This window comes from Microbacterium hanjuni, from assembly GCF_043556395.1.
Classification (GTDB): Bacteria; Actinomycetota; Actinomycetes; order Actinomycetales; family Microbacteriaceae; genus Microbacterium.
In genome coordinates this window covers 659,119-681,425 of the sequence record NZ_JBIGIK010000001.1, presented here as the reverse complement: position 1 = coordinate 681,425, position 22,307 = coordinate 659,119, and the positions used below count along the sequence as shown (strand labels likewise).

The following is a 22,307-nucleotide window of genomic DNA, read 5'->3' as shown; positions in this document are numbered from 1 at the left end:
GAGCAGATGGCGACAGAGCAACGGGGTGGGCGGCCTCGGGCCTCGTCCCGGGAGACCCTCGCGGAGGCCGCCTCCGAGCTGTTCCTCGAGAAGGGGTTCGACGAGACCTCGGTGGCCGACATCACGACGCGCGCCGGCGTCAGCCGTTCGAGCTTCTTCAACTACTTCTCCACGAAGAGTGACGTGCTGTGGGCGGGCTTCGACGAGCGCATAGACGCGCTTCCCAGCGCTCTCGCCGCCGGCGGCGACGACCTCGATGTCGCCATCCGCTCCGCGGTCGCCACGTTGGTGCATGACCTTCGCCCCGACACGCTCGCGCTCGCGCTCGCGCAGGCCGACACGATGCGCCTCGCGGATGAACTCGAGAGGGACTCGTCGGTCAGGCGATCCCGGATCGCCGGTGCGGTCCTGGACCACCTTCGCGGGCGTGGGGTGGACGATCTTCGCGCCGACGTGGTCGCGGCCGCCTATGGCGGGGCGGTGCTGGCAGCCCTCGCCCGATGGGCGGACGCCGGAGCGGGTCGCACGCCGCTGGAATCCCTTCTCGCCCAGGCGCTCGAGGCGGTGCCGCCCGTGCGGCCGAGCCGCAGCATCCACCTCTCCTGACCTGCCGTCGCGGGCGCGTAAACTCGAGGGATCATGGCTACCTTCGGCACGCTCTCCGATCGTCTCACCGAGACCTTCCGCAACCTCCGCACCAAGGGCAAGCTCACGCCCGCGGACGTCGACGGAACCGTGCGGGAGATCCGCCGCGCACTGCTCGACGCCGACGTGGCGCTGCCGGTCGTGAAGGAGTTCACCGCCGCCATCCGCGAGCGGGCGCTGGGCGACGAGGTGAACCGTGCGCTGAACCCCGCACAGCAGGTCGTGCAGATCGTGAACGAGGAGCTCGTGAGCATCCTCGGTGGTCAGCAGCGTCGGCTGCAGTTCGCCAAGAACCCGCCGACCGTGATCATGCTCGCTGGCCTCCAGGGCTCGGGTAAGACGACGTTCGCCGGAAAGCTCGCGCGTCAGCTCGAGAAGGACGGGCACACCCCGCTTCTCGTCGCCGCAGACCTCCAGCGCCCGAGTGCGGTGAACCAGCTGCAGGTGGTCGCCGAGCGCGCCGGCGCGGCGATCTTCGCTCCCGAACCCGGCAACGGCGTCGGCGACCCCGTGCGCGTCTCCCGTGACGGCGTCGAGTATGCGCGTCGCCACCAGCACGACGTGGTCATCATCGACACGGCCGGCCGCCTCGGCGTCGACGCCGAGCTGATGAAGCAGGCTTCCAACATCCGGGCGGCGACGAACCCCGACGAGGTGCTCTTCGTCATCGACGCGATGATCGGTCAGGACTCGGTCAACACCGCGAAGGCCTTCCAGGAGGGCGTCGATTTCACCGGCGTCGTGCTGTCCAAGCTCGACGGCGACACGCGCGGTGGCGCTGCGCTGTCGGTGGCCTCCGTCACCGGCCGCCCCATCATCTACGCCTCCACGGGAGAGGGCCTCGACGATCTCGAGCCGTTCTACCCCGATCGCATGGCCTCGCGCATCCTCGACCTCGGCGACATCCTGACGCTCATCGAGCAGGCGCAGTCGGCGTTCGACGAGGAAGAGGCGATGAAGGTCGCCGAGAAGCTCGCGACCGACAACTTCACGCTCGAGGACTTCCTCGAGCAGATGCAGCAGATGAAGAAGATGGGCTCGATGAAGAAGATGCTCGGGATGCTCCCGGGTATGGGCTCCATGAAGCAGCAGCTCGAGGACTTCGACGAGCGCGAGCTCGATCGCACCGAGGCGATCATCCGCTCGATGACGCCGGGGGAGCGGCGCAATCCCAAGGTGCTGAACGGTTCGCGCCGCCTGCGTATCGCCCGCGGTTCCGGCATGACGGTGACCGACGTCAACTCGCTCGTCAACCGCTTCGAACAGGCCGCCAAGATGATGAAGACGATGGCGCGCGGCGGTGTGCCCAACATTCCCGGCATGGGTCCGGTTCCGGGCGCGGGACGCCCCGGCGCCTCCTCCAAGCGCGGCAAGCAGCAGAAGGCCAAGGGTTCTCGCTCGGGAAACCCCGCGAAACGAGCCGCCGAGAACGCCGGTGTCGCAGCATCCGCCCCCGCCGCCCCGGCCGGATCGGGCTTCGGTCTCGGCGGAGCGCCGAAGGCTGCGCCGACCGAGGCCGACATGGCCGAGCTGCAGAAACTGCTCGGCCGCGGCTGACCCTGCTGCCCGAATCAGGACGATCGCCCGGATCAGGACGATTCGCCGCACAAACTGCCTGATCTGGGCGATTCTCCTGTTCTGAGAGCTGCGGGGCCGGTCATCTCGCCGCGGCAAGGTGTAGTTGCTGCGCTATCGCGGCGCTGATGAGGTTCACCACGGTCGGCCAGTCGAAGAGCAGCTGGTAATAGTCGAAGCGCAGCACCGTGTATCCGCGGAGGCGAAGTCGCGCGTCGGCCTCGATGTCTCGCCGCCTGTCCGCGGCCCGATGATGGGCGAAGCCGTCGAGTTGCACCGCCAGCCGGTCGCCGATGAGCCCGTCGACCGGGTGGCCATCGATCCAGACCTGCTGGCGCACGGCGACACCCATGGCGCGCATCCCGTCGACGAAGATCGTCTCCAGTCCGGAGTCGGAGAGGGCGGACGCCTTCTCCGCGAGCCTTTTCGCTGAGGTGCTGTGCCAGACAACCCGCGACAGGACGGCGGCATCGACGTGCTTCTTGCGGATGGCCGACTCCCAGATGGCGAGCGCCTCAGTGAGGGGCAAGCACCGCGCGACGTGGAAGAGCACGTTCAGGATGTGATCCGAGGCGGCAGTCCGCCCCACCGGAGCCGGCCCTCTGCCCCAGTGCAGGACGGCCTCGCCCGGCTGCAACCTCGAGGCCGTCGGGTCGACGGCTACGTGCAGCTGACCGGTCACCGGCACCCAGAGCTGCTTCAACTCGGCCTGGGTGACGCACGTGACGCGGCCCCCCAGCGAGACGGCGGCCACTCGACGGGGGTCGGCGCCGGATAGACACAACCACGAGCGCCGGGTGCGCACCACCCTCCCGCTTCGCACCGCATCCGCCAGGGCGGCTTTGCCGAAACCCGCCGCGCGCAGGTCGGTGGAGTGCGCAACTCCGTCGCGATGCTCGAGCCAGGCCACGATCGACGGGGAGGTTCGCATGCCGCCACTCTTCAGTCCCGAGGCCGTCGGATCGCCGCCTGACGAGCTTCGGTGGACGGCTGCGGCCGCTAGGGCGGTTGGGGAGGAGCCACGGCCACAGGACGATCGCCGGAATCAGGACATTTCGCGGTGCAAACGGCCTGTACTGGGCGATACTCCTGTTCTGGGAAAGAGCGAGGGAGGACAGCGGATGCTGGGATCAGCCCAGCGTGGCCAGGTGCTCGCGCAGGGTCGGACCGCCCCGGAACTCCCGGATGAGGTGGCGGACCACTTCGCGGAGGTCGCCGTGGGCGCCGTCGGCCACCGCGAGCTGGCGCGCCGAGCTGCCGCCGGTCGCGAGGATCGTCTCCAGCCCCGCGAACTCGCGGGCGCATTTGAGCTCGACCGCGACGTCGGCGAGGCGGTCCATCGTCTCGCGGAGATGCTCGACCACGGGTACCTGGCGACCCGCCTGATCGACGATCACCTCGGCGTCGAGGCCGTAGCGGGCCGCGCGCCATTTGTTCTCGCGGGCGTACCAGGGCTGGATGCGGGGGAGTTCGCGCCCCTCGTCGAGGTCGCGCGAGAACTGCTCGACCAGGGCCTGCACGAGCGCGGCGACCGCGGCGAGCTCGGGCAGCGTCGACATCCCGTCGCACGCGCGCACCTCGATCGTGCCCCACCGCGGCGCCGGGCGGATGTCCCAGCGCACCTCGGTGGCGTCGGCCATCACCCCGGTGCGTGTCATGTCGTCGAGGTAGCTCTCGTACTGCGCCCAGTCATCGAGCGGCCACGGCAGTCCCGCCGTCGGCAGCTGCTGGAACACCAGCGCGCGGTTCGAGGCGTAGCCGGTGCGATCACCGGCCCAGAAGGGACTGGATGCTGCCAAGGCCTGCAGGTGGGGGAGGTAGCCCGTGAGAGCGCCGATGATCGGGAAGACCTTGTTCACGTCCTCCACACCGACATGCACGTGGATACCCCAGATCATCATGTTGCGCCCCCACCACTGGGTACGCTCGATCAGCGCCTCGTAGCGGGTCTTCTCCGTGACCTCCTGGTCGTACCACTGGGCGAAGGGATGACTGCCCGCACTCAGCAGCTCGACGCGCCGGGGATCGGTCTGCGTCCGCACCGCGCCGATCGCGTCGGCGATGTCGTCGACCGCGGCAGCGACCGTGTCACCGATCCCGCTCGTCACCTCGACCGTGTTCGTCAGCAACTCGCTCGTGACGGTGTAGCGCTCGAGCGCCGTGCTCTCCTCCAGGGCCGACAGGATCTCCGGTGCGCGGGGCACGAGATCGCCGGTTTCGGGGTCGGCCAGCATGAGTTCCCACTCGATCCCGACCGAAGAACGGGGGGAGGGGGCGAACGGCACCGTCATGGCCCACAGTCTTCCATGAGGGTCAGATCTGGCCGATGTTTCACGAGACGCTCCGACATCTGGCAGAATAGAGGGTCGGACCCGATGCTCGACCCTCTATCCAGCATCCTGTCCACTCTTTGAGCTTCCGCCGGGTGTGCACCCCACGCTCCAGGCGACCAGTTCGTTCGCTTTCCACACATTCAGGAGAATCGTGGCTGTCAAGATCCGACTCAAGCGCCTCGGCAAGATCCGCGCGCCCTACTACCGCATCGTCGTGGCCGACTCGCGCACCAAGCGCGACGGTCGCGTGATCGAAGAGATCGGTCAGTACCACCCCACCGAGGAGCCCTCGTTCATCGAGGTCGACTCCGACCGCGCGCAGTACTGGCTCGGCGTGGGCGCTCAGCCCTCGCCGCAGGTGCTCGCCATCCTCAAGATCACGGGCGACTGGGGCACCTTCAAGGGTGACGCCAATGCGACCTCGACGCTCAAGGTGCGCGAGCCCAAGCCGGTCTTCGAGGCGGACGCCGCCAAGAAGTCCGTCCTCAAGCCGAAGGCCGACAAGCCTGCCGAGGCTCCCGCTGCCGAGGCTTCCGCCGACGACGCCGCTCCGGCGTCCGACTCGGAGTAATCCCTTGCTGGCCGCCGCGCTCGAGCACGTCGTCAAGGGGATCGTCGATCACCCCGACGCCGTGCGCATCGACTCCAGCACCTCACCTCGCGGTGACGTGCTGGAGGTTCACGTGCACCCCGAGGATCGGGGACGCGTGATCGGGCGCGGCGGACGCACGGCAAAGGCGCTGCGCACCGTGATCGGCGCTCTCGCCGACGGTCGCCGCGTGCGTGTCGACGTCGCGGATGACTGACGTGTCCGCCGACGGTCGCGCGCATTCCCCCCGTCCCGCGCGCACGCAGCTGCGGGTGGGACGCCTCGTGAAGGCGCACGGTCTCAAGGGCGCCCTCAAACTCGAGCTGTACACCGACGACCCGGACGGCCGTTTCGCCCCGGGCTCGACGTTCACTCTGCAGGTTCCCGAGTCCTCCCCGTGGCACGGCAAGCCCCTCACCGTCCGCGAATTCAAGTGGATGAACTCCCACCCGGTCGCCTTCTTCGAGGGCGTCGATGATCGTGAAGGTGCGGAAGAGCTCGTTCGCGCCATCCTGTGGATCGATGAGGATGCTGAGACCGCCCCCGCGGAGGATGACGCCTGGTACGACCACCAGCTCGTCGGCCTCGACGTCGTCCGCGACGACACCGTGGTCGGGCGCGTCATCCGGGTGGACCACCTCCCCTCGCAGGATCTGCTCGTCATCCGCGTGTCGGGGGACTCCGACGCTGAAGTGCTCGTGCCCTTCGTGAAAGCGATCGTTCCCGAGGTCGACATGGCCGCAGGGCGCGTCGTGGTGACTCCTCCGCCCGGGCTCTTCGAGGCGCTGCCCGACGACCCGACGGAGTCCGAGGAGTCCGCAGAGACGGCTCCCGAGGATGACACGGCCGAGGACGCCGACGCGGAGCACTGACGTGCGCATCGACGTCGTCTCGATCTTCCCCGCGTTCTTCGAAGCACTCGAGGTCTCGCTGCTGGGCAGGGCCCGCGGCGCCGGCATCCTCGACATCCGTGTGCACGATCTGCGCGATTCCACGCACGATCGCCACCGCACGGTCGATGACACCCCCTACGGGGGCGGCGCCGGCATGGTGATGAAGCCCGAGCCCTGGGCCGAGGCGCTCCAGACGATCGCGACGGATGCTGAAGCGCCGCCGGGCGGCGGCCAGCATCCGATCTTCATCTTCCCCTCGCCGGCGGGCGAGGTCTTCACCCAAGCGACCGCAGGGGAGTTGGCGGAGGCCCCGCACCTGGTGTTCGGCTGCGGTCGCTACGAGGGCATCGACGAGCGTGTCTTCGACTACGCCGCCGAGCTCGGCTCGGTGCGCCTGATCAGCCTCGGCGACTACGTGCTGAACGGCGGGGAGGTCGCGGCGATGGCGATGATCGAGGCCATCGGGCGCCTCGTGCCGGGCGTCGTCGGCAACCCCGCCAGCCTCGTCGAGGAATCGCACGAGGACGGCCTGCTCGAATACCCCTCGTACACGAAGCCCGCTGCCTGGCGTGGCCGCGACGTGCCGCCGGTGCTGCTGAGCGGCAACCACGGCGCGATCGCCGCGTGGCGTCGCGAGCAGCAGATCGAGCGCACGCGGGCGCGACGCCCCGATCTCCTGGGCGAATAGCGTCCGGTTGAAACCGTGTGTCAGTCGACGCCCAGGAACGAGCGGTCGGTGAGGATGATCGGGCCGTCATCAGTGATCGCGACCGTGTGCTCGGCGTGCGCGCCGCGCGAGCCGTCGGCGCTGCGGAGAGTCCAGCCGTCGGCGTCGGTGATCAGCTTGTCGGTCGTAGCGAGGAACCACGGCTCGAGAGCGACGACGAGGCCGGCCCGCAGCGGATAGCCGCGGCCCGGCTTTCCGTCGTTGGGGACGTGCGGATCGCCATGCATCTCGCGGCCGACACCGTGACCGCCGAAGTCCGTATTGATGGAGTACCCGTCGGCGTGCGCGACGGCGGCGATCGAGGCGGAGATGTCGCCGATCTTGCGGCCGACGGATGCTGCGCCGATGGCTGCTTCGAGGGCCCGCTGGGTGGTGTCGATCAGCGCCAGGTCCTCGTCGCGCGGCGTGCCCACGATGAAGGAGACGGCGGAGTCGGCCACCCAGCCGTCGACGGAGACCGCGAAGTCGAGGGTGACGAGATCGCCGTCCCGCAGCGCGTAATCGTGGGGGAGACCGTGCAGCACGGCGTCGTTGATGGAGGTGCAGATCACCTTCCCGAAGGGGCTCGCGCCGAAGGAGGGGTGGTAGTCGATGTAGCTCGAGGTGGCTCCGACCCGCCGGATCATGTCGTGGGCGCGGCGATCGATGGCGAGCAGATTCGTGCCGACCTTCGTCTCGTCGCGAAGGGTCGCGAGGGTCTCGGCGACGAACCGCCCGGCCGGCCTCATAGCCTCGATCTCGACGGGGGTGCGCAGTTCGATCATGGAAATCCTCTCTACCGTTCCATTCTCGCGGATCCCAAACCGAGAGGATGCTTCATGCCGCCGCGATACCCGAGACGGCCGAGTGGGTGCGGCGTAGCATCGAGCCATGTGGTTGCGAAGGCTCTTCTTCCGCTGGCAGTTCCCCGCCGCGGTCGTCTTGCCGCTCTGGTTGCTCGTCGGCTGGGGCGTCTTCCAGGCGGGCGGCTGGGCCTTCCTCTGGGTGCTGTTCATCGCGATCCCCTCGGTGTTCCTCGGCGAGATCGCGCTCACTCTCCTCGTGCGCGCCCGCGGCACGGTGCGGGTCGAGCGAGCGGTGTCGTGGTGGGACGTCGCCGGCTTCACCGTCTGGCACGTGCTGATCATCGCCACCGGTTTCTACAACCCGGTCTGGTTCGCCCCGGCCCTCCTCGCCGCCACGGCCGTCGGGTTGGGCCTGTTCTGGCTGTCGCTCACCCAGCTCTGGCGCGAGACGCGGGTGTCGAGCGTTCTGCTTCGCACCCCGAACGGCATCGGGTACATCCCCCCGACACGCGAGACTCGTCGACCAGCGGCGCCCGCCGACGTCATCGTGCTCGAGGAGCGCGACGGCCGAGCCTGAGGTTTGTCGGGCGGGTGCATCCGTGGCACAATAGATGTTTGTGCCCTGACCGGTTCTGCCACAGGGGAGCACGCCGCGCAAGCGGCTCGGGCACACTCCATCCTTAGCCTTACATCATGCCGTCGACCTGTGGCGGCTGCAGGAAGAGAAGATCATGCAGATCCTCGACGCTGTCGACGCGGCCTCGCTCCGCACCGACATCCCCGTTTTCGGTCCTGGTGACACCGTCAAGGTGCACGTGAACATCACCGAAGGCACGCGCTCGCGTGTCCAGGTGTTCCAGGGCATCGTGCTCGGCCGCTCCGGTGACGGAGTCCGCGAGACGTTCACCGTCCGCAAGATCAGCTTCCAGGTCGGCGTGGAGCGCACGTTCCCCGTGCACAGCCCCGTCATCGACCACATCGAGGTCGTCACCCGCGGTGACGTCCGTCGTGCGAAGCTCTACTACCTCCGCAACCTCCGCGGCAAGAAGGCCAAGATCAAGGAGAAGCGCGACGCGCGCTGAGACGCCTCTCCTCGAACGCCCTGGGCTCCGGCCCGGGGCGTTCGTCGTTTCCGCCGTATTGGTCCGACCGCCTGCACCGTCGCGGCGCTGTCATATGCGACCCTTGGATGTGCGGTTCCCGATCGGCGGCGAGCCGAGTGAGGCAACCCGATGAGCAGTGAGCAGGCCGCGTCCGCCGATGACAGGCCCCCTGTCTCCTCGCAGGCCCCCCGGCGCCGCGGCTGGCTCATCTTCCTGCGCGACGTCGTCGTCATCATCGTCGTCGCACTGCTGGTCTCCTTCCTCGTCAAGACGTTCTTCGTGCGCTCGTTCTACATCCCGTCCGCCTCGATGAATCAGACGCTCCTCGAGAACGACCGCATTCTGGTCGACGAGATCACTCCGCATTTCGGGGGATACTCCCGCGGCGACGTCATCGTCTTCCGTGATCCCGGGGGTTGGCTTCCCCCCGACCCGCAGCCGCCGCGCGCTCCGGTCATCGAGGCCGTCGATTGGGTGCTCTCCCTCGTCGGCCTGTCGGCGCCCGACAGCGACGAACACCTCATCAAGCGCGTCGTCGGTGTCGCGGGCGATCATGTCGTCTGCTGCAACGCGCTGGGCCAGATCACCGTGAACGGCGTGCCGATCGACGAGACGCCGTACCTGAACCTGCCGCCCGGCAAGACGGCACCGGATTCGCGTACCTTCGACGTCGTCGTGCCGGCCGACTCGTTCTGGGTGCTCGGCGACAACCGCGACAACTCCCGCGACTCGCGCTGGAACCAGGAGCAACCGGGGAAGGGCTTCGTCCCCGGCGGCAACGTCGTCGGCCGAGCGTTCCTCATCACGTGGCCCTTCGACCGCTTCGGGCTGATCGACTTCCACCACGAGGTGTTCGCGGGGGTGCCCGCTCCGGCGAGCGCGCCATGACCGTCGTCGAACCGCGGCTGACCCTCGAGAGGCGGCTGCTGAAACAGCATCCGCTCGTCATCTCGTGCGACGAGGTGGGCCGCGGCGCGCTGGCGGGTCCGGTCGCGGTGGGCGCTGCGGTGATCGATGCCGAGCGCTCGCGCAAGCGGATACCGGTGGGCCTTCGCGACTCGAAGCTCGTGCCCGAGCTACGACGAGCCGACGTTGCGGCGCGGGCCGCCGCATGGGTCTCGCACTGCGCGGTGGGATGGGCGAGCTCCGAGGAGATCGACGAGGTCGGAATCATGCGCGCGCTGGGCCTCGCCGCCGTCCGGGCGCTGGCGGATCTTCGCGCGCACGGCGTCGACTGCGAAAGCGCGATCGTCATCCTGGACGGCAACTACGACTACATCACCCCGGCCGGCGGTGAGGGGCTGCTGGTGCGTCCGGTGATCAAGGCCGACCGTGATTGCGCGAGCGCGGCGGCAGCATCCGTCATCGCCAAGGTCGCCCGCGATGCACTGATGACGAGCCTGCACGACGACGCCCCGGCCTACCACTGGGCGCGGAACAAGGGGTATGCGAGCCCCGAACACCGTCACGCCATCTCGGCGCACGGCCTGAGCGCGCATCACCGGCAGTCGTGGTCGATCGTCGACGCACCCACCCTGTTCTGAGCCGAAGCCGCCCCGCGTGCGAGGTGGGGGATGGCGGGGGACGCGCGCCGTAGGATGGAAGCACCATGGATGACGATGTCTTCGAGGATTACGACCGCGAACTCGAACTCGCCCTGTATCGGGAGTATCGCGACGTCGTCCTGCAGTTCCAGTACGTGATCGAGACCGAGCGCCGGTTCTACCTGGCGAACGACGTGAATGTCGTGCGCCGCGACACCGAGCACGATTTCTACTTCGAGATCACGATGACCGACGTCTGGGTGTGGGACATCTACCGCGCCGACCGGTTCGTGAAGTCGGTGCGCGTGCTCACGTTCAAGGACGTGAACGTCGAAGAGCTGACGCGCCGTGACTTCCAGCTTCCGGAAGAGTTGTCGCTCGACACCTGAGGCACCGCATCCTCTCCTCCCCAGGCGGTGATTCGCTGACCTCGCGTCGCTGACTTCGCGAGAACGCCGAGCGGGGCCCCCGCGCCGCCGAGCATGGGGGCATGGCAGCGAAAGACGAGCTGGGACGCGCGGGGGAAGACCGCGCGGTCGCATACCTCGAGGCGAGCGGTTACCGCATCATCGACCGCAACTGGCGGTGCCCGCAGGGCGAGGTCGACATCGTCGCGGTGCGCGGGGCGACGCTCGCCGTCGTCGAGGTCAAGACGCGTCGCTCGCTCGCGTTCGGTCACCCGCTGGAGGCCATCGACGCGCGCAAGGCCCAGCGGCTCTGGCGACTCGCCGCCGCGTGGATCGCGGTGCACCCCGAGCAAGCGCGAGGAAAGCGGTTGCGCCTCGACGCGATCGCCATCGTGGGAGCGGAACCGGCCACGGCGGCGTTGGAGCACGTGGAAGACGCGCTGTGAGCGTGGCGCGCACCCTGTCCGTCGCCTTGAACGGGCTCGAGGGCGCGATCGTCGAGGTGGAGGCCGACCTCTCCGAGCGCACGCCGCAGTTCAACATCATCGGCCTGCCGGACAAATCTCTCGGCGAGGCTGCACAGCGCGTGCAGAACGCCTGTGTCAACCGCGGTCTCGCCCTGCCACGGCGTCGGCTGACGGTCAACCTGTCGCCGGCCAGTCTTCCGAAGCACGGCGCTGGTTTCGACCTCGCGATCGCCGTCGCCGCCCTCGCGACCGATCGAGAGATGGATGCTGCCGGGGTCGCAGCCACTGTGCACCTCGGCGAGCTGGGGCTCGACGGTCGCCTCCGGCCGGTTCCCGGGGTGCTGCCCGCGGTCGCCGCCGCCGCGCGGGCGGGGATCCGTCGCGTGGTCGTACCCCGGGCCAACGAAGACGAAGCGCGCCTCGTCGAGGGCGTGGAAGTGCTGGGTGCGGTCTGTCTCGCCGAAGTGGTGCGCCGGCACGGACTCGACGTGGACGCACCTCCCCTCGAGCCGGTCGAGCTCGGGCGGCCGGCCGCTCCCGATGAGGAGGCACCCGAACTGGCGGAGGTCATCGGGCAGCGGGAGGCGGTCGACGCGCTGGTGGTCGCGGCCGCGGGGGGCCACCACCTGTTGATGAGCGGGCCTCCGGGCGCGGGCAAGACGATGCTCGCGCGTCGCCTCCCCGGCATCCTTCCCGAGCTCGACGAGGAGGCTGCGCTAGCCGTCGCCTCGGTGCGCTCGCTGGCGGGCGAGCCGATCACGCGGCTCACCCGCGTACCGCCGTTCGAGGCTCCGCACCACAGCGCGAGCATCGCGGCGCTGGTCGGCGGCGGGTCCAGGATCGTTCGCCCCGGCGCGATCGCCCGCGCCAGCGAAGGGGTTCTCTTCCTCGACGAGGCCGGCGAGTTCGCCGGCAGCGCGCTCGACGCCCTGCGGCAGCCGCTGGAATCGGGCACGATCGTCATCCACCGCTCCGGGGTGACCGCGGCCTACCCGGCCCGATTCCAGATGGTCGTCGCCACGAATCCGTGCCCGTGCGGGAACTACGGTGTTCCCGGCGGCACCTGCGTCTGCCCGCCCCAGGCCATCCGGCGCTACCTGGGCCGTCTGTCGGGACCGCTGCTCGACCGCATCGACATCGAGTTGGCCATGCGCCGCGTCGCTGTCGCCCAACACGAACCCGTGCACGGCGTCGCGCTGACAACGGCCGTCGCCCGGGAGCGGGTCGCCGAAGCCCGGGCGCGCGCGGAGCGGCGCCTCCGCGACACGCCCTGGCGCCGCAACGCCGATGTGCCGGGGACGTGGCTGCGACAGGGGCCGCTAGCACCGATGCCGGTCGTGCGCCGCCCGATCGATGCCGCGCTGCATCGCGGCATGCTGACCCTCCGCAGCTATGACCGCGTTCTGCGCGTTGCTTGGTCGATCGCCGATCTGGCGGGGCGCGGCGCGATCGATGTCAGCGATGTGGGGCGCGCCCTTTACCTGAAGAAGGGGATCCCCTCATGACGCGGATCGAGGTGTCGATGTCGGCGGCGCGAATTGCCGTGCGCGGCCTGCACGGAGCGAGCGACGACGAGCGGATGCTGGAGGCCTTCGCGCGCGCCGCGTGGAGCGTGCTGATCGAGCCGGGCGACAGCACCGCGGGACGCCTGATCGCCGCCGTCGGCCCGATCGATGCGCTGGGGCGGGCGATCGTGGGGGATACCTCCGCTCTCGCCGATCTCACCGAGGCGGATCTCGTCACCGCGATGGCACGATGGCGTCCCCGGTGCGAGGCGGAGGGGGTCGCCGCGGCGGTGAACGCGGCCCGCGCCACCGGCGCACGGCTCGTGGTGCCCGGCGACCGGGATTGGCCCGGTCGGCTCGACGATCTCGGGGTACACGCCCCGGTCGTGCTGTGGGCGCGCGGAGACCTCGGCTGCCTGGCTGAGGACCGACCCGCGGTCGCGATCGTCGGGGCCAGGGCTGCCACCGGCTACGGGGAACTCGTCGCCGCGGAGTTCGGCGCGCAACTCGCCGCCGCAGGGATCACCATCGTGTCGGGGGCGGCGTACGGCATCGACGGGTCGGCCCACCGGGCCGCCCTTTCGGCCGGGGGGCGTACGGTCGCGCTGCTGGCCGGCGGCGTCGATCGCCCCTACCCCTCCGGGCACGCGGCTCTCATCGACGCGATCGCCGCCTCGGGGGCGCTCCTGGCGGAGACCCCGTGCGGCAGCGCACCGACCAAATGGCGCTTCCTCGCGCGCAACCGGCTCATTGCCGCACTGTCCGACGCGACCGTCGTCGTCGAGGCCGGAGCGCGGAGCGGTTCGCTGAACACGGCGGCACACGCCGCAGCCCTCGGGCGGGCGCTCGGAGCGGTACCCGGTGCGATCACCAGCGCGGCGTCCGCCGGGTGTCACCGGATCATCCGGGAGTTCGACGGCGTGTGCGTGACGAGCGCGGACGAGGTGAAAGAGCTGATGGGCTGGTCACCTCCGCGCGCGGCGGCGCGGGACGAGGATCGCACCGACGACCTCAGCCGTGTCCTGGACGCGCTCAGTACCCGGGTATCCCGCTCGATCGCCGACCTCTCCCGCGTGAGTGGGCTGGCGGAGACGGACGTGGAGGCCTACATCGCGCTCGCCCAGCTCGCCGGCGACGCGGAAGAGCGTTCCGACGGGTGGCGTCGCCGGCTCACTGCCCGCTGAGGCGGACGCGCCGCGCCACCGCGGCCGGGTCGGGGGATCGCCGGGCATGCTGGGGGCATGCGTTTCGTCACGGCGGTGGAGGCCTACCTCGAGCACCTCTCGAGTGTTCGACGCCTCGCGCCCACGACGGTGCGCGCGTACCGCTCCGACTTGAGCGACCTACAGGTCACCGTCGGCGACGTCGACCTCGATGCGGTGGACCTGGAAGAGCTGCGCGCGTGGCTCTGGGCCGCGACCGGGGCGGGCCTCGCGCGCGCGACCCTCGCGCGGCGTACCGCCGCCGTGCGCGGACTCTTCGACTGGGCCGTGGAAGAGGGGATCGTCGCCGTCGACCCCACGGTGCGCCTCGTCACCCCGAAGCGCGGGCGCACCCTGCCCCGTGTGGCGACGGCCGAGGCGCTGACCGGGGTCCTGGAGAGCGCCGAGGCGCTCGCCCGCGACGGTGATCCCCTGGCGCTTCGCGACCACGCGGTGCTCGAGCTCCTTTATGGTGCCGGCGTGCGCGTCTCCGAGCTCTGTGGACTCGACGTGCACGACCTCGATCGCGATCGGCGCACTGCTCGGGTGCTCGGCAAGGGCGCGAAGGAGCGCGTCGTTCCCTACGGAGCTCCGGCTGCGGCCGCGGTGGAGGCGTATCTCGTCCGCGGTCGGCCCGCGCTGGCTGCGCGCGCAGAGGCGCCGACGGCCGCGCTGCTCCTGGGTGCGCGCGGTGGGCGGCTCGGGGTGCGCAGTGTGTACGACCTGGTGGCCCGCGTGCTCGGCCCGGTGGTGGGTGGCACGGTCGGCCCGCACGCCCTCCGCCACTCCGCAGCGACCCACCTGCTTGACGGTGGCGCCGATCTGCGCGCCGTCCAGGAGATCCTCGGTCACGCGAGTCTGGGGACGACGCAGATCTACACCCACGTCTCGAGCGAGCGCCTCGCGGCCACGTACCGTCTCGCCCACCCGCGCGCGTGACGGGCGGGAGGCCCCGTCGAGCCCGGCTACGGTGAACGTATGAGAACCCGCGTTCGTGCCCTCAGCGTGGCGATGGCCGCACTCGTCGCCCTCGCGCTGGCGGGGTGCGTGGCTTCTCCGCAACCGGTCGTGACGCGCCTCCCCACCGACGGGCCGACCGTATCCGCCTCGCCTACGCCCACGCCCACCGCGTCGCCGACCGTCACCGCGACGGTCCGACCGACCACGACCCCGTCTCCGCTCGCTCCGGAGGGGGCGAGCGACTGCGGGGGAGTCGCGGCCACCGTGGGCGGAAGTTCGCAGGCACTCACGATCACCGGGTCGTGCCCCGACCTGCGGATCGAAGGCAACGCGATCTCCGTCGACGCGGCGACCGCCGAGGTCGGCGTCGTGACGGTCTCCGGCAACCGCATCACCGTGACCATCGGCGCCCTCACCGAGCTGACGGTGGAGGGGAACGACATCACCGTCACGGCCGACCAGGTGCAGAGCATCGTCGTGCGGGGCGACCGCAACGTCGTCACGGCCACCGGCAGTGGCGAGGTGCTGGTCGCGGGCAACGACAACGCCATCACGGCGGCTCCCACCGGCACGATCACCGACGAGGGCCAGCGCAACGGCATCCGCTGATCAGCAGCACGGCAGCAGCACCGCCCGCGGTACGCCTCCCAGGAGCAGTTGCGGGTTGATGTAGTCGCCGTGACGGCGCACCCCGAAATGCACTGCGCCCGCTTCGGCGTGACCGCCGGCGGCCAGGGCCGCGACCTCGTCGCCCCGGCGGACGAGGGTTCCCGCGGTCGCGACAGGGGTGACGGGTTCGAGTGTCGTGACGAGCCCCGAGCCGTGGTCGATCGTCACGATGCCGCGGCCGGCGACGGAGCCCGCGAAGGCGACGATCCCGTTGGCGGGCGCGAGAACTCGCGCGCTGGCCGGGGAGAGATCGATTCCGCGGTGACCGGGTCCGTAGGCGTGGGCGGGGGCCTCGAACCCCCGGACGAGGCGGAACTGCTGGACCGGCCACTCCCAGCCGAGCGCGGCGAGATCGGTGTCCTCCCCGGGCTCGAGGATGCTGGTCGCCGCCCGTGCCGGCGCCGTGCCCGCCGCCAGCAGCACCGCCATCACGAGGAACCATCGGACGGGTGAGCGCATCACCCCATCGTGCTGACGGGGCTCTCCGCCCGCAGCGCCGGAGGGGGCACGGTGGACAACCCGCCGTGGCATGTCGGCTGGGGAGGAGCGGTCGTGCCTCGACGGGGACGGTCCTGGTAGAGTGGTGCTCGCACCTCGTTCATCGGGGTGACTCCGCGTGCCCAGAACGCACCGTGGTTCCTCGAACCGCATCGCGTGGCATCCGCACCCACCGGTCCCTGAGTTTCACAGGGCGGGTGCGGGCCGGGCACCAGGCCGCCGTCCCTTCCGGTCCGGCGTCGATAAACCGCAAGCGACGCGTCCGCGCGTCGAGAACAGGAGAACGGCCATGGCCGTCGTCACCATTCGCCAGCTGCTCGACAGCGGCGTTCACTTCGGACACCAGACCCGTCGGTGGAACCCGAAAGTGAAGCGCTTCATCCTCACCGAGCGCAGCGGCATCCACATCATCGACCTGCAGCAGTCGCTGACCTACATCGACAAGGCGTACGAGTTCGTCAAGGAGACGGTCGCCCACGGCGGCACCATCCTCTTCGTCGGTACCAAGAAGCAGGCTCAGGAAGTCCTCGCGGAGCAGGCGACGCGTGTCGGCCAGCCCTACGTGAACCAGCGCTGGCTCGGTGGCCTCCTCACCAACTTCCAGACGGTGTCCAAGCGCCTCGCGCGGATGAAGGAGCTCGAGGAGCTCGACTACGAGAACACCGCTGAGAGCGGCTTCACCAAGAAGGAGATGCTGCTCAAGAAGCGCGAGCTCGACAAGCTGCACAAGTCCCTCGGTGGTATCCGCAACCTGCAGAAGACGCCGTCCGCGATCTGGGTCGTCGACGCCAAGCGCGAGCACCTCGCGGTCGACGAGGCCAAGAAGCTCAACATCCCCGTCATCGGCATCCTGGACACCAACGCCGACCCCGACGAGTTCCAGTACCCGATCCCCGGCAACGACGACGCGATCCGCTCCGTCGCTCTGCTGACGCGCATCATCGCCGACGCCGCCGCCGAGGGACTCATCCAGCGCCACCAGCCCGCCGGCGAGGCCGAGGCTGCTGAGCCGCTGGCCGAGTGGGAGCGCGAGCTGCTCGAGCAGGGCGCCCCGGCGGAAGCATCCGCCGGGGCGCAGACCGCGGCTGAGACCGAGACGGTCGCCGACGTGGTCGAGGCTGAGGTCGAGGCCGGCGACGCCGTGCTCGAGGGTCAGGCCGACGAGATCGAGCGCGCCACGGAGTCCGCGGCTGACGTCGCCGGCGCCGAAGCGCACGACGAGGCCATCGCCGCCGCTTCCGGCGAGTCCGCCGACGAGGTCGCGGCCGACGAGGCCACCGACGCCGAGGCTGCCCCCAGCGTCGACGCCAAGTAACCGGCGCTTCCTCCTCAGACGCTACGATCGGCCCGCTCGCCCCCGAATCGTCGGACGGGCGGGCGGGCCGAGGCATCCGTCACATCACACACGAACCAAGGAGCCACTACCCATGGCAAACTTCACGATCGCCGACATCAAGGCGCTGCGCGAGCAGCTCGGCACGGGAATGGTCGACACCAAGAAGGCACTCGAAGAGGCTGACGGCGACGTCGAGAAGGCCGTCGAGATCCTGCGCCTCAAGGGCGCGAAGGGCAACGCGAAGCGTGCCGACCGTTCGACCAGCGAAGGTCTCGTGACCGCGCGCGAGGTCGGCGGCAAGGCGACGCTCCTCGAGCTCGCCTGCGAGACCGACTTCGTCGCCAAGAACGAGCGCTTCATCTCCCTCGCCGACAAGGTGGTGGATGCTGCCGCCGAGGCCGGTGCCGACTCCGTGCACGCCGCTCTCGCCGCTCACATCGACGGCAAGAGCGTCGACGAGCTCATCTCCGACGAAGCCGCGATCATCGGCGAGAAGGTCGAACTGCGTCGCGTTCGCACCCTGTCCGGAGACCACTTCGAGATCTACCTGCACAAGACGAGCAAGGACCTCCCGCCCCAGGTGGGTGTCATCCTCGCCTACTCGGGTGACGACGCCGATGCTGCCCGCAGCATCGCGCAGCACATCTCGTTCGCGAACCCCACGTACCTCTCCCGCGACGACGTGCCCGAGGCGGACGTCGATAAGGAGCGCGAGATCGTCACCGAGATCTCCCGCAACGAGGGCAAGCCCGACGCGGCACTGCCCAAGATCGTCGAGGGCCGCGTGAACGCGTTCTTCAAGCAGGTCTCGTTGCTCGATCAGGATTACGCCCGCGACAACAAGATGTCCGTCGCGCAGGTGGCCAAGGCCGCCGGTATCACCATCACCGACTTCGCCCGCTTCAAGGTCGGCGCGTAAGTCTCGACGAGAGCCCGGGGTGCTGAGCACCCCGGGCTCTTTTCCTGCGTGCCGACAGCCGCGGTACCGTTGAGCGAACGAGAGGACCACACCCGTGATCGATGAGACCACCGCGCGCCGCAGGGTTCTGCTCAAGCTTTCGGGCGAAGCCTTCGGCGGGGGACAGTTGGGCGTGAACCCCGACATCGTCAGCCAGATCGCCCGCGAGATCGCCGCCGCCGTCGACCAGGTGGAGATCGCCGTCGTCGTCGGCGGGGGCAACTTCTTCCGCGGCGCCGAATTGAGCCAGCGCGGCATGGACCGAGGCCGCGCCGACTACATGGGGATGCTGGGCACGGTGATGAACGCCCTCGCCCTGCAGGACTTCCTCGAGCAGGCGGGAGCCGCCACCCGCGTGCAGTCGGCCATCTCGATGACCCAGGTCGCGGAGCCCTACATCCCACGCCGCGCCGAGCGGCACATGGAGAAGGGTCGCGTCGTCATCTTCGGCGCCGGCGCGGGTCTGCCCTACTTCTCCACCGACACCGTCGCAGCCCAGCGTGCGCTCGAGATCGGCGCGACGGAGGTTCTGGTCGCCAAGAACGGTGTCGACGGCGTCTACACGGCGGACCCGAAGAAGGATCCCTCCGCGACGCGCCTCGATCACATCACTTACATGGACGCGCTCCAGAAGGGGCTGAAGGTCGTCGATTCGACCGCGTTCAGCCTGTGCATGGACAACCGTATGGATATGCGCGTCTTCGGGATGGAGCCGGCGGGCAACGTCACGCGCGCGCTGCTCGGCGAATCGATCGGCACCCTCGTCTCCGCCTGAGAGCCCGTCGCGCCGGGGGAGAACGACAGCCCGCGGCTAGAGTGGAAGCACGTCTTACGAATGGAGTCACCGTGATCGCCGATGTCTTGGCTGATGCCCAAGCCCGCATGGATCGCGCGGTCGAAGCGGCGAAAGACGACTTCGCCACCGTCCGCACCGGCCGGGCCAACCCGCAGATGTTCCAGAAGGTGCTCGTGGACTACTACGGTTCACCGACCCCGCTGTCGCAGTTGGCCTCGCTCGCAAACCCCGAGGCGCGCTCGCTCATCGTGACGCCGTACGACAAGTCGGCGCTGAAGGCCATCGAGCAAGCGATCCGCGACATTCCGAACCTGGGGGTCAACCCCACCAACGACGGGAACATCGTGCGGGTCACCATGCCCGAGCTCACGCAGGACCGCCGCAAGGAGTACGTGAAGATCGTCCGCACGAAGGGTGAGGACGCCAAGGTGCACGTGCGCGGTATCCGCCGCAAGTCCAAGGACGACCTCGACGCGCTCAAGAGCGATATCGGCGAGGACGAACTCGTCCGCGCCGAGAAGGAACTCGACGCCTTGACGAAGGCTCACGTCGACGCGATCGACGATGCGCTCAAGCGCAAAGAGACCGAGCTTCTCGAGGTCTGAAGACCCGCTATGACCGACGCCCCCGGGCCGGGCGGGTCCGTCCCGCCCGAGCCGCCGCCTTCGCGCCGCAGCGCAGCCGACGTTCGTCGCGCCCAAGCCGCGGGCGAGGCGGGCTCTCCCTCGCACATGCGAGCTGCCCGGGCCGAGTTCGAGACGCACGTCGCCCACGCGCGTGCGGAGTTCGAAGAGGCGAACGAGCGCATCAAGCAGCGCACCGGTCGCGACCTGATCGTCGCGATCGCGATCGGGCTCGCGATCGGCGCCGTGGTCATCGCCTCGCTGATCTTCTACAAATGGATCTTCGTCATCTTCGCGATCGCGGCGATGTCGCTCGGGGTGTTCGAATTCACTCGCGCGCTCCTGGCCGCCGGGCGCCGCGTCGATGTCATCCCGCAACTCACCTGCGGTGTGGCGTTGCTGCTGAGCGGTTATTTCCTCCCGCTCTGGCTGCACTGGATCGTCACGATCGTCGTGGTGGTGTTCCTCATCGTCTGGCGTCTGCTCGCCCAGATGATCGCGCACGACGGTCGTACGTACGCAGCTGTCGTCTCCGACGTCCTGACCACCGGCTTCGTGCAGCTGTACGTGCCGTTCCTCGGCAGTCTGGCGCTCATCCTGCTCGCGCGCCCGGGTGGTGAATGGTGGGTGCTGGCATTCATCATCGTCACCGTCGCCGCCGACACGGGCGCCTACGGCGCCGGGCTGTCCTTCGGTCGCCACCCGATGGCGCCGCGCATCAGCCCCAAGAAGACCTGGGAGGGTTTCGCCGGGTCTCTCGTCGCCGCGCTGATCGCCGGCGTGCTGCTCGCCATCTACATGCTCGGGCTGCCGTGGTGGGCAGGGCTCATCTTCGGCGCGGCGATCACGGCCACGGCGACGATCGGCGACCTCGGCGAGTCGATGATCAAGCGCGACCTCGGTATCAAGGACATGAGCTCGTGGCTGCCGGGACACGGCGGTGTGCTCGATCGGCTCGACTCGATCCTGCCGTCGGCGACGGCTGCTCTCGCCCTCTCCTATCTCCTCGCTCCTCTGGTGGTGTCATGACGATCGTTCCCGCATCCGAGACCGACGACGACGCCCCCGCCACGGTGACGGATCCGTTCCCGCAGGCATCCGGCAGGCAGAAGGGCTACGAGAAGCGCGCCGTCGACGCTTTCCTCGCCCAGGCCCGCGCGGCTTTCGAGGCCGACGATCCCGGCACCCTGCGATCCACCGAAGTGCGTTCGGTGGCGTTCCCGCTCGTGCGCCACGGCTACGCGATCGCGCCCGTCGACGCCGCACTGGGACGGATCGAAGACGCCTTCGCCGCGCGAGAGCGCGATCACGCGATGTCGCGCCGCGGGGCGCGTGCCTGGGTGGCGGAGTCCCGTGCGACGGCCCAGACCGTGCTCGACCGGCTCATGCGGCCGAAGGGGCGCCGTTTCGCCCGGGTGAGCGTGCTCCGATACGGGTATCGGATCGAGGAGGTCGATCTGGTCGCCGACAAGCTCGCCCGCTACCTCGCCTCGGGTGAGCCCGTGACCGCCGAGCAGGTGCGCTCCGTGGCCTTCCGGATGCGGCGTCGTGGCTACCACGAGACGCAGGTGGATGCTGTGCTGGACGCGGTCGTCGAAGTGATGCTGGCCGTCCGCTGAGCGCGGCGCGTGACGATGGCGTCGGCCCATACCCGCCGCTAGAGTGGGGGGCATTGTGACTTCCGGCCCTGAGATGACGCGCGCTTCGCGGCGACTCGCACGACGTTCGCTTCCCGCGATGGACGTGGTCTCACCCGCAGCATCCCGCGCCGCCGCACCACGCTGGTCCCGCCGCCGCGGTGTACTGTCCGTCTTCGCCGGCGTCGCCGCGGTCGCGTTCACCGCGGCCTGGGTCGGTCCGCTCGGCGGGGCGGTTCTCGACGCGCAGGCGGCCGAGACCCAGTCGGGCGCGGTGTCGCTGTACTCCGCCGCTGCCGTCGACAGTCAGTCGTTCATCGCCGCGGGCGACGAAGACGCAGCACCCGCAGCACTGGATCGAAGCGGGTACACGGTCTACGTGACACCGAAGCCGACGCCGACGCCGACTCCCACCCCGTCGGCATCGGGGTCCAAGAAGGCCACCGGTGGCACCGGGGCGGTCACCGCCCGTCCGCAGTACACCGGCGGCGGGTCCGCCGCCGAGTGGATGACGGCTGCGGGCATCGCGGAGAGCGACCAGGGGTACGTCGACTACATCGTCAAGCGGGAGAGCGGCTGGAACCCCAACGCCACGAACAAGTCCTCCGGCGCGTGCGGGCTCGTGCAGGCGCTGCCGTGCAGCAAGGTGCCCGGAAACGGCTACGACCCCGTCGACAACCTGCGTTGGGCGACGGGATACGCCGTCGGTCGCTACGGCAGCTGGGGTGCCGCGTACGACTTCTGGACCTCCAACCACTGGTGGTGAGGGATGCCTCGTGCCCCTCGCCGTCGCCCTTCGTCGTCCTCGGACGACTCCTTCGACCGTTTCGTCGCGGGGTTCAAACGCACCGAGACGCGCCGGGGCGGTGAGTGGACGGTGCAGCCCATCTCGCAGGGGCAGGCACTCAAGCCCTACACGTGCCCCGGGTGCGGCCGGTTGATCCCCGCCGGTACCGCTCACCTCGTCGCCTGGCGCGCAGACGGCGTGCTCGGTGATGCGGCCGACCTCGCCGCGCGGCGGCACTGGCATTCGCACTGTTGGAGAGTGGGCTGAC

Annotated in this window: 28 protein-coding genes; 24 read left to right on the top strand and 4 right to left on the bottom strand. The window is 69.6% G+C overall.

The window, feature by feature from the left end:
• The first annotated feature begins 6 nt into the window (after positions 1 to 6).
• Together ACFXP5_RS03495 and ffh are read left to right on the top strand one after the other, a co-directional pair.
• A complete protein-coding gene (locus ACFXP5_RS03495; protein ID WP_394543519.1) occupies positions 7 to 606 on the top strand; it encodes a TetR/AcrR family transcriptional regulator in 600 nt (199 codons plus the stop codon).
• Positions 607 to 639: 33 nt separating this feature from the next.
• Positions 640 to 2,202, top strand: a complete 1,563-nt coding sequence (gene ffh / locus ACFXP5_RS03490; RefSeq protein WP_394526973.1) for a signal recognition particle protein — start codon at positions 640 to 642, stop codon at positions 2,200 to 2,202.
• A 100-nt stretch (positions 2,203 to 2,302) separates the two neighbouring features.
• Here the strand turns inward: ffh and ACFXP5_RS03485 are convergent, their stop codons facing one another.
• Both ACFXP5_RS03485 and ACFXP5_RS03480 read right to left on the bottom strand, forming a co-directional pair.
• Positions 2,303 to 3,151, bottom strand: a complete 849-nt coding sequence (locus ACFXP5_RS03485; RefSeq protein ID WP_394543517.1) for an endonuclease domain-containing protein — start codon at positions 3,149 to 3,151, stop codon at positions 2,303 to 2,305.
• A gap of 199 nt (positions 3,152 to 3,350) precedes the next feature.
• Positions 3,351 to 4,511, bottom strand: coding sequence for a glutamate--cysteine ligase (locus tag ACFXP5_RS03480; RefSeq protein WP_394543515.1), 1,161 nt, complete (start codon positions 4,509 to 4,511; stop codon positions 3,351 to 3,353).
• 193 nt (positions 4,512 to 4,704) lie between these two features.
• On the opposite strand from ACFXP5_RS03480, the gene rpsP reads away from it, so the two are divergent.
• The 4 genes from rpsP to trmD are packed head-to-tail and all read left to right on the top strand — an operon-like array spanning position 4,705 to position 6,723.
• Positions 4,705 to 5,124, top strand: coding sequence for a 30S ribosomal protein S16 (rpsP, locus tag ACFXP5_RS03475; protein WP_394526970.1), 420 nt, complete (start codon positions 4,705 to 4,707; stop codon positions 5,122 to 5,124).
• Between the two features lie 4 nt (positions 5,125 to 5,128).
• Positions 5,129 to 5,359 carry an RNA-binding protein gene (locus ACFXP5_RS03470; protein ID WP_394526968.1) on the top strand — a complete coding sequence of 77 codons (231 nt, stop codon included), beginning with the start codon at positions 5,129 to 5,131 and terminating at the stop codon, positions 5,357 to 5,359.
• The gene (gene rimM, locus ACFXP5_RS03465; RefSeq protein ID WP_394526966.1) at positions 5,352 to 6,014 is read left to right on the top strand and encodes a ribosome maturation factor RimM; all 663 of its coding nucleotides are present in this window, start codon (positions 5,352 to 5,354) and stop codon (positions 6,012 to 6,014) included. The genes ACFXP5_RS03470 and rimM overlap by 8 nt, the downstream gene beginning before the upstream one ends.
• A gap of 1 nt (position 6,015) precedes the next feature.
• Positions 6,016 to 6,723 carry a tRNA (guanosine(37)-N1)-methyltransferase TrmD gene (gene trmD / locus ACFXP5_RS03460; protein WP_394543514.1) on the top strand — a complete coding sequence of 236 codons (708 nt, stop codon included), beginning with the start codon at positions 6,016 to 6,018 and terminating at the stop codon, positions 6,721 to 6,723.
• Positions 6,724 to 6,743: 20 nt separating this feature from the next.
• Here the strand turns inward: trmD and map are convergent, their stop codons facing one another.
• Positions 6,744 to 7,526: a type I methionyl aminopeptidase gene (map, locus tag ACFXP5_RS03455; protein WP_394526961.1), complete on the bottom strand. Its 783-nt coding sequence runs from the start codon at positions 7,524 to 7,526 to the stop codon at positions 6,744 to 6,746.
• Positions 7,527 to 7,632: 106 nt separating this feature from the next.
• Here map and ACFXP5_RS03450 point away from each other — a divergent pair, with 106 nt between their 5' ends.
• The 10 genes from ACFXP5_RS03450 to ACFXP5_RS03405 all read left to right on the top strand — a co-directional run bounded on the left by ACFXP5_RS03450 (position 7,633) and on the right by ACFXP5_RS03405 (position 15,344).
• On the top strand, positions 7,633 to 8,124 hold the full coding sequence (locus ACFXP5_RS03450) for an MFS transporter permease (protein ID WP_394543513.1): 492 nt from the start codon (positions 7,633 to 7,635) through the stop codon (positions 8,122 to 8,124).
• A 154-nt stretch (positions 8,125 to 8,278) separates the two neighbouring features.
• Positions 8,279 to 8,629 carry a 50S ribosomal protein L19 gene (rplS, locus tag ACFXP5_RS03445; RefSeq protein ID WP_394526957.1) on the top strand — a complete coding sequence of 117 codons (351 nt, stop codon included), beginning with the start codon at positions 8,279 to 8,281 and terminating at the stop codon, positions 8,627 to 8,629.
• 150 nt (positions 8,630 to 8,779) lie between these two features.
• On the top strand, positions 8,780 to 9,538 hold the full coding sequence (lepB, locus tag ACFXP5_RS03440; protein WP_394543511.1) for a signal peptidase I: 759 nt from the start codon (positions 8,780 to 8,782) through the stop codon (positions 9,536 to 9,538).
• Entirely contained in the window at positions 9,535 to 10,194 is a 660-nt protein-coding gene (locus ACFXP5_RS03435; protein ID WP_394543510.1) for a ribonuclease HII, read from the top strand. The genes lepB and ACFXP5_RS03435 overlap by 4 nt, the downstream gene beginning before the upstream one ends.
• 65 nt (positions 10,195 to 10,259) lie before the next feature.
• Positions 10,260 to 10,583 carry a DUF2469 family protein gene (locus ACFXP5_RS03430; RefSeq protein WP_394526952.1) on the top strand — a complete coding sequence of 108 codons (324 nt, stop codon included), beginning with the start codon at positions 10,260 to 10,262 and terminating at the stop codon, positions 10,581 to 10,583.
• Between the two features lie 101 nt (positions 10,584 to 10,684).
• Positions 10,685 to 11,047 carry a YraN family protein gene (locus ACFXP5_RS03425; RefSeq protein ID WP_394543509.1) on the top strand — a complete coding sequence of 121 codons (363 nt, stop codon included), beginning with the start codon at positions 10,685 to 10,687 and terminating at the stop codon, positions 11,045 to 11,047.
• Positions 11,044 to 12,573, top strand: a complete 1,530-nt coding sequence (locus ACFXP5_RS03420) for a YifB family Mg chelatase-like AAA ATPase (RefSeq protein WP_394543508.1) — start codon at positions 11,044 to 11,046, stop codon at positions 12,571 to 12,573. The genes ACFXP5_RS03425 and ACFXP5_RS03420 overlap by 4 nt, the downstream gene beginning before the upstream one ends.
• Positions 12,570 to 13,757, top strand: a complete 1,188-nt coding sequence (gene dprA, locus ACFXP5_RS03415) for a DNA-processing protein DprA (RefSeq protein ID WP_394543507.1) — start codon at positions 12,570 to 12,572, stop codon at positions 13,755 to 13,757. The genes ACFXP5_RS03420 and dprA overlap by 4 nt, the downstream gene beginning before the upstream one ends.
• Before the next feature lie 57 nt (positions 13,758 to 13,814).
• Positions 13,815 to 14,714, top strand: a complete 900-nt coding sequence (locus tag ACFXP5_RS03410) for a tyrosine recombinase XerC (RefSeq protein ID WP_394526944.1) — start codon at positions 13,815 to 13,817, stop codon at positions 14,712 to 14,714.
• Between the two features lie 39 nt (positions 14,715 to 14,753).
• On the top strand, positions 14,754 to 15,344 hold the full coding sequence (locus ACFXP5_RS03405) for a DUF3060 domain-containing protein (protein WP_394526942.1): 591 nt from the start codon (positions 14,754 to 14,756) through the stop codon (positions 15,342 to 15,344).
• Here the strand turns inward: ACFXP5_RS03405 and ACFXP5_RS03400 are convergent, their stop codons facing one another.
• Positions 15,345 to 15,863, bottom strand: a complete 519-nt coding sequence (locus ACFXP5_RS03400; RefSeq protein WP_394543506.1) for a murein hydrolase activator EnvC family protein — start codon at positions 15,861 to 15,863, stop codon at positions 15,345 to 15,347.
• Between the two features lie 328 nt (positions 15,864 to 16,191).
• Here ACFXP5_RS03400 and rpsB point away from each other — a divergent pair, with 328 nt between their 5' ends.
• The 8 genes from rpsB (at position 16,192) to ACFXP5_RS03360 (ending at position 22,306) form a co-directional block, all read left to right on the top strand.
• Positions 16,192 to 17,217 carry a 30S ribosomal protein S2 gene (rpsB, locus tag ACFXP5_RS03395; protein ID WP_394543505.1) on the top strand — a complete coding sequence of 342 codons (1,026 nt, stop codon included), beginning with the start codon at positions 16,192 to 16,194 and terminating at the stop codon, positions 17,215 to 17,217.
• 112 nt (positions 17,218 to 17,329) lie between these two features.
• Positions 17,330 to 18,157 carry a translation elongation factor Ts gene (gene tsf / locus ACFXP5_RS03390; RefSeq protein ID WP_394526937.1) on the top strand — a complete coding sequence of 276 codons (828 nt, stop codon included), beginning with the start codon at positions 17,330 to 17,332 and terminating at the stop codon, positions 18,155 to 18,157.
• 94 nt (positions 18,158 to 18,251) lie between these two features.
• Entirely contained in the window at positions 18,252 to 18,971 is a 720-nt protein-coding gene (pyrH, locus tag ACFXP5_RS03385; RefSeq protein WP_394526935.1) for a UMP kinase, read from the top strand.
• A 71-nt stretch (positions 18,972 to 19,042) separates the two neighbouring features.
• Entirely contained in the window at positions 19,043 to 19,597 is a 555-nt protein-coding gene (gene frr / locus ACFXP5_RS03380; RefSeq protein WP_394526933.1) for a ribosome recycling factor, read from the top strand.
• A 9-nt stretch (positions 19,598 to 19,606) separates the two neighbouring features.
• Positions 19,607 to 20,644, top strand: a complete 1,038-nt coding sequence (locus ACFXP5_RS03375) for a phosphatidate cytidylyltransferase (protein ID WP_394526931.1) — start codon at positions 19,607 to 19,609, stop codon at positions 20,642 to 20,644.
• Positions 20,641 to 21,234 (top strand): DivIVA domain-containing protein, encoded by a 594-nt coding sequence (locus ACFXP5_RS03370; protein ID WP_394543504.1) that lies wholly within the window; start codon positions 20,641 to 20,643, stop codon positions 21,232 to 21,234. Before ACFXP5_RS03375 ends, ACFXP5_RS03370 begins: the two co-directional genes overlap by 4 nt.
• A gap of 55 nt (positions 21,235 to 21,289) precedes the next feature.
• Positions 21,290 to 22,018, top strand: a complete 729-nt coding sequence (locus ACFXP5_RS03365) for an aggregation-promoting factor C-terminal-like domain-containing protein (protein ID WP_394526929.1) — start codon at positions 21,290 to 21,292, stop codon at positions 22,016 to 22,018.
• Between the two features lie 3 nt (positions 22,019 to 22,021).
• The gene (locus ACFXP5_RS03360; RefSeq protein WP_394543503.1) at positions 22,022 to 22,306 is read left to right on the top strand and encodes a hypothetical protein; all 285 of its coding nucleotides are present in this window, start codon (positions 22,022 to 22,024) and stop codon (positions 22,304 to 22,306) included.
• The last annotated feature ends 1 nt before the right edge of the window (position 22,307 follow it).

Excerpts from the sequence above, each read along its gene's own strand:
- ACFXP5_RS03495 (WP_394543519.1), top strand. The coding sequence starts at position 7 with ATGGCGACAGAGCAACGGGGTGGGCGGCCTCGGGCCTCGTCCCGGGAG.
- ffh (WP_394526973.1), top strand. The coding sequence starts at position 640 with ATGGCTACCTTCGGCACGCTCTCCGATCGTCTCACCGAGACCTTCCGC.
- ACFXP5_RS03485 (WP_394543517.1), bottom strand. The coding sequence starts at position 3,151 with ATGCGAACCTCCCCGTCGATCGTGGCCTGGCTCGAGCATCGCGACGGA.
- ACFXP5_RS03480 (WP_394543515.1), bottom strand. The coding sequence starts at position 4,511 with ATGACGGTGCCGTTCGCCCCCTCCCCCCGTTCTTCGGTCGGGATCGAG.
- rimM (WP_394526966.1), top strand. The coding sequence starts at position 5,352 with ATGACTGACGTGTCCGCCGACGGTCGCGCGCATTCCCCCCGTCCCGCG.
- map (WP_394526961.1), bottom strand. The coding sequence starts at position 7,526 with ATGATCGAACTGCGCACCCCCGTCGAGATCGAGGCTATGAGGCCGGCC.
- ACFXP5_RS03450 (WP_394543513.1), top strand. The coding sequence starts at position 7,633 with ATGTGGTTGCGAAGGCTCTTCTTCCGCTGGCAGTTCCCCGCCGCGGTC.
- rplS (WP_394526957.1), top strand. The coding sequence starts at position 8,279 with ATGCAGATCCTCGACGCTGTCGACGCGGCCTCGCTCCGCACCGACATC.
- lepB (WP_394543511.1), top strand. The coding sequence starts at position 8,780 with ATGAGCAGTGAGCAGGCCGCGTCCGCCGATGACAGGCCCCCTGTCTCC.
- ACFXP5_RS03435 (WP_394543510.1), top strand. The coding sequence starts at position 9,535 with ATGACCGTCGTCGAACCGCGGCTGACCCTCGAGAGGCGGCTGCTGAAA.
- ACFXP5_RS03430 (WP_394526952.1), top strand. The coding sequence starts at position 10,260 with ATGGATGACGATGTCTTCGAGGATTACGACCGCGAACTCGAACTCGCC.
- ACFXP5_RS03425 (WP_394543509.1), top strand. The coding sequence starts at position 10,685 with ATGGCAGCGAAAGACGAGCTGGGACGCGCGGGGGAAGACCGCGCGGTC.
- dprA (WP_394543507.1), top strand. The coding sequence starts at position 12,570 with ATGACGCGGATCGAGGTGTCGATGTCGGCGGCGCGAATTGCCGTGCGC.
- ACFXP5_RS03410 (WP_394526944.1), top strand. The coding sequence starts at position 13,815 with ATGCGTTTCGTCACGGCGGTGGAGGCCTACCTCGAGCACCTCTCGAGT.
- ACFXP5_RS03405 (WP_394526942.1), top strand. The coding sequence starts at position 14,754 with ATGAGAACCCGCGTTCGTGCCCTCAGCGTGGCGATGGCCGCACTCGTC.
- ACFXP5_RS03400 (WP_394543506.1), bottom strand. The coding sequence starts at position 15,863 with ATGCGCTCACCCGTCCGATGGTTCCTCGTGATGGCGGTGCTGCTGGCG.
- rpsB (WP_394543505.1), top strand. The coding sequence starts at position 16,192 with ATGGCCGTCGTCACCATTCGCCAGCTGCTCGACAGCGGCGTTCACTTC.
- tsf (WP_394526937.1), top strand. The coding sequence starts at position 17,330 with ATGGCAAACTTCACGATCGCCGACATCAAGGCGCTGCGCGAGCAGCTC.
- ACFXP5_RS03375 (WP_394526931.1), top strand. The coding sequence starts at position 19,607 with ATGACCGACGCCCCCGGGCCGGGCGGGTCCGTCCCGCCCGAGCCGCCG.
- ACFXP5_RS03370 (WP_394543504.1), top strand. The coding sequence starts at position 20,641 with ATGACGATCGTTCCCGCATCCGAGACCGACGACGACGCCCCCGCCACG.
- ACFXP5_RS03360 (WP_394543503.1), top strand. The coding sequence starts at position 22,022 with ATGCCTCGTGCCCCTCGCCGTCGCCCTTCGTCGTCCTCGGACGACTCC.